We start from the raw sequence: 6859 nt of genomic DNA on the forward strand, positions 1-6859 counted from the left end.
CTTCGGGCCTGGGGGTGTGCTCACGCCGGAGTGTTACCGCCCAAACCCATCAACAACTGCTCTAAACTGAGCTGTCCATTGACATTATAGCGTAACTTCTTCTGACACTCTGCGGCCAAATCCATGTATGACACCCACTGTGCTGTGCTGCGGGCTGACGCATGACCAGAGATATACTCCGCCTGATCTATGAAAACGAGAGACTCTTTCCTTCCATACTGGACATGGATCATGTCCTTAAACCATAAATGAAACATGCTGAACAATAGGTCCAGATGATCAGAGAGTTCTGTTTTGAACACTTTTTGACTCGCTGTAATCATAGCTGAGCCGCTTCGGTTCAAAGACTCCTTCCCTAATTGTAACACTACGTTTCTAATTTCTGCAAACCAATTCTCATTCAATATTTTCCTGCACTCATCAATTCCTGATGCAAGATGAACTGCGCAGCGCACAAGTGCAGCAGGATAACCTTCACCTACCAGGACCTTCTCCATCATCTGAGGATCCAGTGCCCGGAACGGTACTTGCTGGGATCTGGACTGAATGGTGGGCAGAAGTGCCTGTCCATTCTCGGCTATCAGGATAGCTACCGCCGGCGACTGCGGCTCCTCCAAAACTTTAAGCAGACTGTTGGCTGCCTGTGTTGTCATTTTCTCCGCCCGGTCAATAATATAGACCTTCGGATTGCGGTTCTCCGAGCGATAGGAAAATATGCGCTGCAGATCACGAATCTGATCGATCTTGATGCTGGCCCCATCCGGCTCGACCATCGTAAGGTCAGGATGATTGCCATGGTCCACCTTGCGGCATTCCAAACAATGCCCGCAGGCATCATCTTCAAGCTCCGTACAAAACAATGCCTTGGCGAACGTAAGCGCCGTCTGCATCTGCCCGGCACCGTTAGGACCGCTGAACAGATAAGCATGACTAACTGCATGGCGGCGCAAGGCATTTTGCAGCAATTGCTTCGCAGTCTCTTGACCTACGATATCATTAAAAGACATAAGTCCTCACTTTCTACCGATCCCCATGCCTTCATGGCCGTAACACCTCATGGATCGTTTTAAGCTTCCTTACAATTAAAATACAAGATTGATTAGCATGCCGCGAATTTCTCCAACCTTGTTCAGCAAATCAATTCTCCCTTGCTCCGTATCAAGCAGATCATCTGCCATAGCCAGCAGCGCAGAATCAACCTCATCTATGACATTATAACGCTTGCCGCGCCCCCGGCGGTCCCAGCCCCGTGTTTCCTTCATCTTCACACCGCGCCGAACCGTTTCCTCAAGGAAGCGCCGAACCATCATTTTATAAGTCTTCAGCTCCCGAACAGTCATGACTTTGGCCAATCGGTCCCCTTGTAGTGCAATTTCACGCATTTGACGATTCAGTTCCTCATGGGTTGCACGTTCCCCCTGCTGCTGCATCATATCGGAGAATGATCGCTGCTGAATCGGTCTGGCGTTGCCATCCGGCACCGTGATTTCACTTTTCATGGGCCGAAAGCCCGGATTAATCTTCACCCTGATCCACCGCCTCTTGCGTAATTCTAGCATCTTAATAAAACGGAGGCATCCGGTACGTTCATAAATCGAACAACCTATGCCTCACGTGAACGTACCTTGAAATGGTTTTCTTGTCAAGCGATTTACAGGCAATCATCCGATACATTCAATACTTTATTTGGAGTTCATCTACATCATTACCTATTAAAGATCATCTCCCGAGTACGGCGATCTACGGTAACTATTTTTATTATGATACAGAAGAGGTTCAAAAGATAGTCGATACAGGAGAACACAGCCGTCAAATATCCCAATAAAAACATCCGTTACGTGCTATCGCAGATCCAGAAAATGAATTTAGAAATGCTCGAATCGTTCAACAGGGAGCACAAATACCGTAGCACCGCCAACCTGTACTTCGACTGGAAGCGGTAGATAGGAATCTGTAGTACCACTCATTGGGGTTACCGGAGTGACCAGCTGCTCACGAACCTTACAGCTTGTGCGAATGACACTAAGCACGCTTTCAACCTGTGAATCGTCTACCCCAATCATAAAGGTGGTATTTCCCGCCTTCAGGAAGCCGCCTGTGCTGGCAAGTTTCGTTGCCCGAAAATTAGCTTTGACCAATGCGGCAGAGAGACGGTTGCTATCTTTATCCTGTACAATCGCAACAATCAATTTCATGGTAAACCCTCCTTGTTTAATTTGGACATCGTGTGCCCCTATCACTACTTATTTGACAAACAACCTCAAAAATCCTTTAATATCGCGTCTTCCAGGTGACGATTCATTTCCCGTTCGACCTGCGCCGGTGTCTTGGAAGCATCCACGATGCGAATTCGATCCGGATTACGCTCTGCTACCAGCAGATAGCCCTCCCTAACTTTCTCGTGAAATGTCAGGTTCTCCATATCCAGTCGATTCCATTCTCTTTCGGCATTCGCTGCGATCCGTGAAAGGCCAATCTTTGGCTCGATATCAAACAACAGCGTCAAATCCGGCATCCGGGTATCGATGGCGAACTGATTGATGCTCCACACCTCTTCCATCCCCAATCCGCGTGCATATCCCTGGTAAACCAGGCTGCTGTCCACGAATCGGTCACAGAGCACGGTCAGCCCCTGCCTTAATGCCGGCTCCACCTTCTCCACAAGATGCTGTCGGCGGGCTGCCGCATATAATAATGCTTCGGTGCGTGCATCCATCGCAGTGTGCTCCGGATCCAGAATAATGGAGCGAATCTTCTCCGCAATCTCAATGCCCCCAGGCTCGCGGGTAATCAGATAAGGTATCGAATGATTCTGCATAAAGGCGGCGAGTCTGCCCATCATGGTCGTTTTACCGGATCCTTCTCCTCCTTCCAGGGTAATAAATAGTGGTCTGCGATTATTCATAAGTATCCTGCTTTCATCTTTTGTTGATCACGGATCTAATATGTGTCGACTATCGATATCAGTGTATACTTCGAGTTCCTTGCCTCATAATTCCTTAAAAACGACAATGCTTGCCAGTGTTGGATCCTTGATGCCCTGGCACTTGGCCCCTGCCTCCCTTAATGCCAGCATTCTCTGTGCCATCTCCATGGCTATGACCTCGCCCGGATACAGAATCGGAATTCCTGGCGGATAGGGAATCACCATCTCCGCGACCGTTCGTCCGGCGATGCTCTCTATTGGCACGGACTCCACCATCTCCCTGTCGATCGGCTTCAGTGAAAAGGGAACCGGAGCTGAATAGGGAGTTTCCCCGGGCAAATTGTTCCACGTGGAAACATTGGGGGTTACATATTCTTCAGTTAACAAGCTAGCATCGACATCGATATAATCAAGATTTTCTTCCGGACGAAACACTGGCTGCTCATACCTCGTGAAATCCCCCTGATCCCGCAATTTCCGGATCAGCAATTCCGTACCCTCTGGTTGATCGCCTGGTTCAGTCCCGGTCTTCTCCAACGCCTCCTCCTGCTCTACAATATGCACAAGAGCCCATAAGACGTGATTCGCATCTTCCTGGGTCGACCCTAACGTAAACAATAAGACGACGTACAGCTCGTCGCTCATCTCCGGCACACAGCCGCGCGCCTCTAGTGCGCGCTGGAGTGCATACCCGCTCAGGGACCCGGTGCGGTCATATATGACCGCTTTGAACGGGTCCTGGCGGGTATACGCCGCAGCGGCTGTGCCCGCGGCGTGGCCCCCGGGCTGCGGCGGCTGCAGCAGCCCGAAGCGCGGCAGCTTCGCTAGGCCGCGCCGGAAGGCATCCACGGCGGCAAGGCCAGCCGTGAAGGCGCCTGCGCTCTGCGTGTGCAGCAGGCGCCGCGCCAGGTCCAGCGAAGCCATGAGCGGGTACGAGGGGCTGGAGCTCTGGACCATTGCCAGCCGCTGACGCAGCAGGCTGCGGTCGAGCAGCCCGCCCTGTACGTGCAGCATGGCTCCCATCGTCATCGCGGCTAACATCTTGTGCGTGGATTGAACCACGCCATCCGCGCCGCAGGACAGGGCATTCATCGGCAGCCGGGGATGCTGCCCGTAATGGGCTCCATGCGCCTCATCCACAAGCAGCGGAATTTCATGCTCATGGCATGCCTCTGCTAGCGGCCTCAAGTCGCTGCCCATCCCGTAGTAGTTGGGCATCGTTACGACGGCCCCTCTTGCCTCCGGGTAAGCCTCAAGCGCTGCTGCCAGCGTCGCTGCAGAAGGAGCAACAGCCAGACCACTGGACTTGTCCATTTCCGGCTGAAGAAAGACCGCCCTTGCCCCTGCCAGCATTAATCCGTTTAAGACAGACTTATGTACATTCCGTTGTACAAGCACGATATCCCCAGGCTCCCGGCATACCGTTAGGATTAACGCCAGATTGCCGGCAGTACTTCCACCCACGAGGAAAAAGCTCTCCTCGGCTCCAAAACAATCTGCTGCCAGCTCCTGTGCGTCCTGAATGACCCCTTCAGGATGAAACAAATCATCCGTCCCGGCAATTTCCGTCACATCAATACGCATGGCTTCATGCAGCATGTCTGCGCCGTTCCTGTCTGCCTCGTATGCCCTGCCATTCTTGTGACCGGGTACATGAAATGAGGAAGCCCCCCGATCCCGGTATAACGCCAATGCTTCTGCAAGTGGGGCAAGGTCTCTATGTGTAGTCATCGACATATCCCTTCGGATTACATTCTCTAACCTATTTTAACGCAATTTGAAACCTACGCCTACGCCCCAATCCCACTAAACAGCCTGCACAAACAAAAAAAGGCCTTCAATTCAGGCCCATTACACGCGTATCGCGTCTATGCATTTTTAGGCATGGCAATCTGTTTTAATTGACGGATGAAAAAATGATATTTGGCATCTTCCGCACTGGTATGAACGATTTCCGATTCACATTCCTCGCATACGAATTGCGATACAATGGTGATTCCGTCTGTCTTGGACTGATTGCATATGATACACACGTGTTCGGTCAATTCTTCCATAACCATCCCACCTTGATCCTTTTACTATTAGTATGACACAGTTTCTATTATTTTAAACCTTTTCATAGGATATCTTTCTACGCTTTATTTATATGTACCCCTTGCTGGCCTTGTGTCTGTACCTTTTTTTAACTTAATAAAAATATGATTTTGTCCGATAAAAACATAAAAGACTGTTACTTCTTGTCTATCGAAATTTATCTTATACCTAAGGAGGACGGCACAGCCCAATGGCAGATCCACACGGTCAAGCCACCTTTTATCACTACCGACTCATTAAAAAAATTCAGATTTCCAAAAGCTTGCTCATCCTTTACCTAGGTCTGCCTGTGCTCGCTGCAGTTGCGGGGATATTTACGGTATCACCCTATATCCCGCTCTATATGCTAATCGCCTTTCCGCTTATGCTATGGATCCAGTATGTCATCGGGCATACGGTGCTTATTCTGCTCGGAGCAGGCTACCGGAAGCGCTGGCGCTTTCGTCTAAAGCTGCCGTGGCTTGGCTATATACCGGATCAACACGTCAGCTTGCGTGTATTCACTTTGGTACAGTTCTATACCTGCTGGGTAGGGATTGTCTTAAGCGCTATGATGGCTTTCTGGTTACCGCTGCCTTTAGCGATTGCGCTAGCATTCTGGCATCTGTGGCTTCTTCTCCCCCGTGGCTATACGATGCTGCGCCTGACTGGTCAGCGTAAGGAAGGCATGTTAAAAATGAACGAACAAGACATCTCTTACTACATGCAATAACACAGTGCTGTCTTCCATCTACATGGGTACATATAGTAATCATCCAGTCCATCATTAAAAAAACACCTCATTCCGAAGTGTTCAAGACCCCATTTTATAGACATTTGAAAAAAACCTAGGCGGAAAACGGGCGTCGGCACTCTACCGGCGTCAGTTTTTTTAGTTTTCGTTGTGGTCGTTTCCGGTTATAAAAACAGAATGTATTTCTCAATTTTGTTTTGTGCTTCGGTGACCGTTCGGATATGAAAGGGTAGAGTCCTTCCGTTTTGAGATGCGAGAAGAAGCTCTCCATCGAGCATTGTCATAACAATTTCCTCGTTGAGAGATGCTGATTCGGGCGCCAACCTTTGGCTGGTAGCATGTCGTGGTAAGCATGAGACGTGTACTGGAAACCCTGATCGCTATGAACGATCCATCCGGTCACGTCTTTTTGCTTAACAAATGTTTTGCTGAATGTGCGGTGCACGAGTTCATTGTCGTTGCGTTCGCCCATGTCGTAAGCCACAATTTCGTTATTAAACAGATCCTTAATGGCTGACAGGTACACCCAACGCTCTCCAACACGGTACTGAGTAATGTCAGTTACCCATTTCTGATTTGGCTTTTCCGCAGTGAAATCCCTTTTCAGACGGTTCTTCGATACACGCTCAGCAGCTGCACACGTGCTTCCAAATCGTCTCTTACGGCGAATTCGAGATTGAATGCCGTGTGCTTGCATGAGACGAAAGACCTTCTTGTGGTTCATCCAAATCCCTTGATCTTGCCAAAGAAATAACTGAAGCAGCCGATAGCCATATTTTCCTTCATAACGCTGATAAACTTGAAACACCTGCTTCTTTGCCTTTGCATCACGATCGATTCGTTTGCGCTTTAAATAAGCGTAATAACCACTTCGGGACACACCAAAAACGCGGGAGAGTTTCTGGACATCTCCGTATGCTGCTACCTTTTCCATGATCTGATATCTCTCTTGTTTACTTCCTCCTTCCAGGCGACCAAGCACTTTTTTAGCAACTCATTCTCCCGTTTCAACTTTTGCACATACTGATCCTGACTCCTATATTGCTTCCGACGTCCCCGTCCATCCAGTAGACCGAACTCACCTAGCTCCCTATATATTTTCTCAT

General features: G+C 49.4%; 9 protein-coding genes. 1 reads left to right on the forward strand and 8 read right to left on the reverse strand.

All coding sequences use genetic code 11. From position 1 onward, the window contains the following. Positions 1-20: 20 nt before the first annotated feature. From holB to B9D94_RS28420, 6 genes are all read right to left on the reverse strand, one after another. Positions 21-1007 carry a DNA polymerase III subunit delta' gene (gene holB, locus B9D94_RS28395; protein ID WP_148248514.1) on the reverse strand — a complete coding sequence of 329 codons (987 nt, stop codon included), beginning with the start codon at positions 1005-1007 and terminating at the stop codon, positions 21-23. Positions 1008-1082: 75 nt separating this feature from the next. Further along, complete coding sequence (locus tag B9D94_RS28400) at positions 1083-1526, reverse strand: YaaR family protein (protein WP_006207401.1); 444 nt, start codon at positions 1524-1526, stop codon at positions 1083-1085. Positions 1527-1865: 339 nt separating this feature from the next. Beyond that, a complete protein-coding gene (locus B9D94_RS28405) occupies positions 1866-2195 on the reverse strand; it encodes a cyclic di-AMP receptor DarA (protein WP_006207400.1) in 330 nt (109 codons plus the stop codon). A 65-nt stretch (positions 2196-2260) separates the two neighbouring features. Further along, entirely contained in the window at positions 2261-2905 is a 645-nt protein-coding gene (gene tmk / locus B9D94_RS28410) for a dTMP kinase (protein ID WP_006207399.1), read from the reverse strand. An 84-nt stretch (positions 2906-2989) separates the two neighbouring features. After that, a complete protein-coding gene (locus B9D94_RS28415; protein WP_148248515.1) occupies positions 2990-4657 on the reverse strand; it encodes an aminotransferase class I/II-fold pyridoxal phosphate-dependent enzyme in 1668 nt (555 codons plus the stop codon). 137 nt (positions 4658-4794) lie between these two features. Further along, positions 4795-4980, reverse strand: coding sequence for a sigma factor G inhibitor Gin (locus tag B9D94_RS28420; protein WP_006207397.1), 186 nt, complete (start codon positions 4978-4980; stop codon positions 4795-4797). Between the two features lie 230 nt (positions 4981-5210). Between B9D94_RS28420 and B9D94_RS28425 the strand changes: the two genes are divergently transcribed. Then, positions 5211-5732, forward strand: a complete 522-nt coding sequence (locus tag B9D94_RS28425) for a hypothetical protein (protein WP_006207396.1) — start codon at positions 5211-5213, stop codon at positions 5730-5732. 115 nt (positions 5733-5847) lie between these two features. Here the strand turns inward: B9D94_RS28425 and B9D94_RS32000 are convergent, their stop codons facing one another. Together B9D94_RS32000 and B9D94_RS28435 are read right to left on the reverse strand one after the other, a co-directional pair. Continuing rightward, entirely contained in the window at positions 5848-6024 is a 177-nt protein-coding gene (locus tag B9D94_RS32000) for an IS3 family transposase (protein ID WP_148248516.1), read from the reverse strand. A gap of 9 nt (positions 6025-6033) precedes the next feature. Beyond that, positions 6034-6687, reverse strand: a complete 654-nt coding sequence (locus B9D94_RS28435) for an IS3 family transposase (protein ID WP_148248517.1) — start codon at positions 6685-6687, stop codon at positions 6034-6036. Between the last annotated feature and the right edge of the window lie 172 nt (positions 6688-6859).

The organism is Paenibacillus sp. Cedars (assembly GCF_003184205.1).
Taxonomy (GTDB): domain Bacteria; phylum Bacillota; class Bacilli; order Paenibacillales; family Paenibacillaceae; genus Paenibacillus_AQ; species Paenibacillus_AQ glucanolyticus.

Coding starts and splice junctions, on each gene's coding strand:
- tmk (WP_006207399.1), bottom strand. CDS start 2,905: ATGAATAATCGCAGACCACTATTTATTACCCTGGAAGGAGGAGAAGGA.
- B9D94_RS32000 (WP_148248516.1), bottom strand. CDS start 6,024: ATGGAGAGCTTCTTCTCGCATCTCAAAACGGAAGGACTCTACCCTTTC.
- B9D94_RS28435 (WP_148248517.1), bottom strand. CDS start 6,687: ATGGAAAAGGTAGCAGCATACGGAGATGTCCAGAAACTCTCCCGCGTT.
- holB (WP_148248514.1), bottom strand. CDS start 1,007: ATGTCTTTTAATGATATCGTAGGTCAAGAGACTGCGAAGCAATTGCTG.
- B9D94_RS28405 (WP_006207400.1), bottom strand. CDS start 2,195: ATGAAATTGATTGTTGCGATTGTACAGGATAAAGATAGCAACCGTCTC.
- B9D94_RS28425 (WP_006207396.1), top strand. CDS start 5,211: ATGGCAGATCCACACGGTCAAGCCACCTTTTATCACTACCGACTCATT.
- B9D94_RS28420 (WP_006207397.1), bottom strand. CDS start 4,980: ATGGAAGAATTGACCGAACACGTGTGTATCATATGCAATCAGTCCAAG.
- B9D94_RS28415 (WP_148248515.1), bottom strand. CDS start 4,657: ATGACTACACATAGAGACCTTGCCCCACTTGCAGAAGCATTGGCGTTA.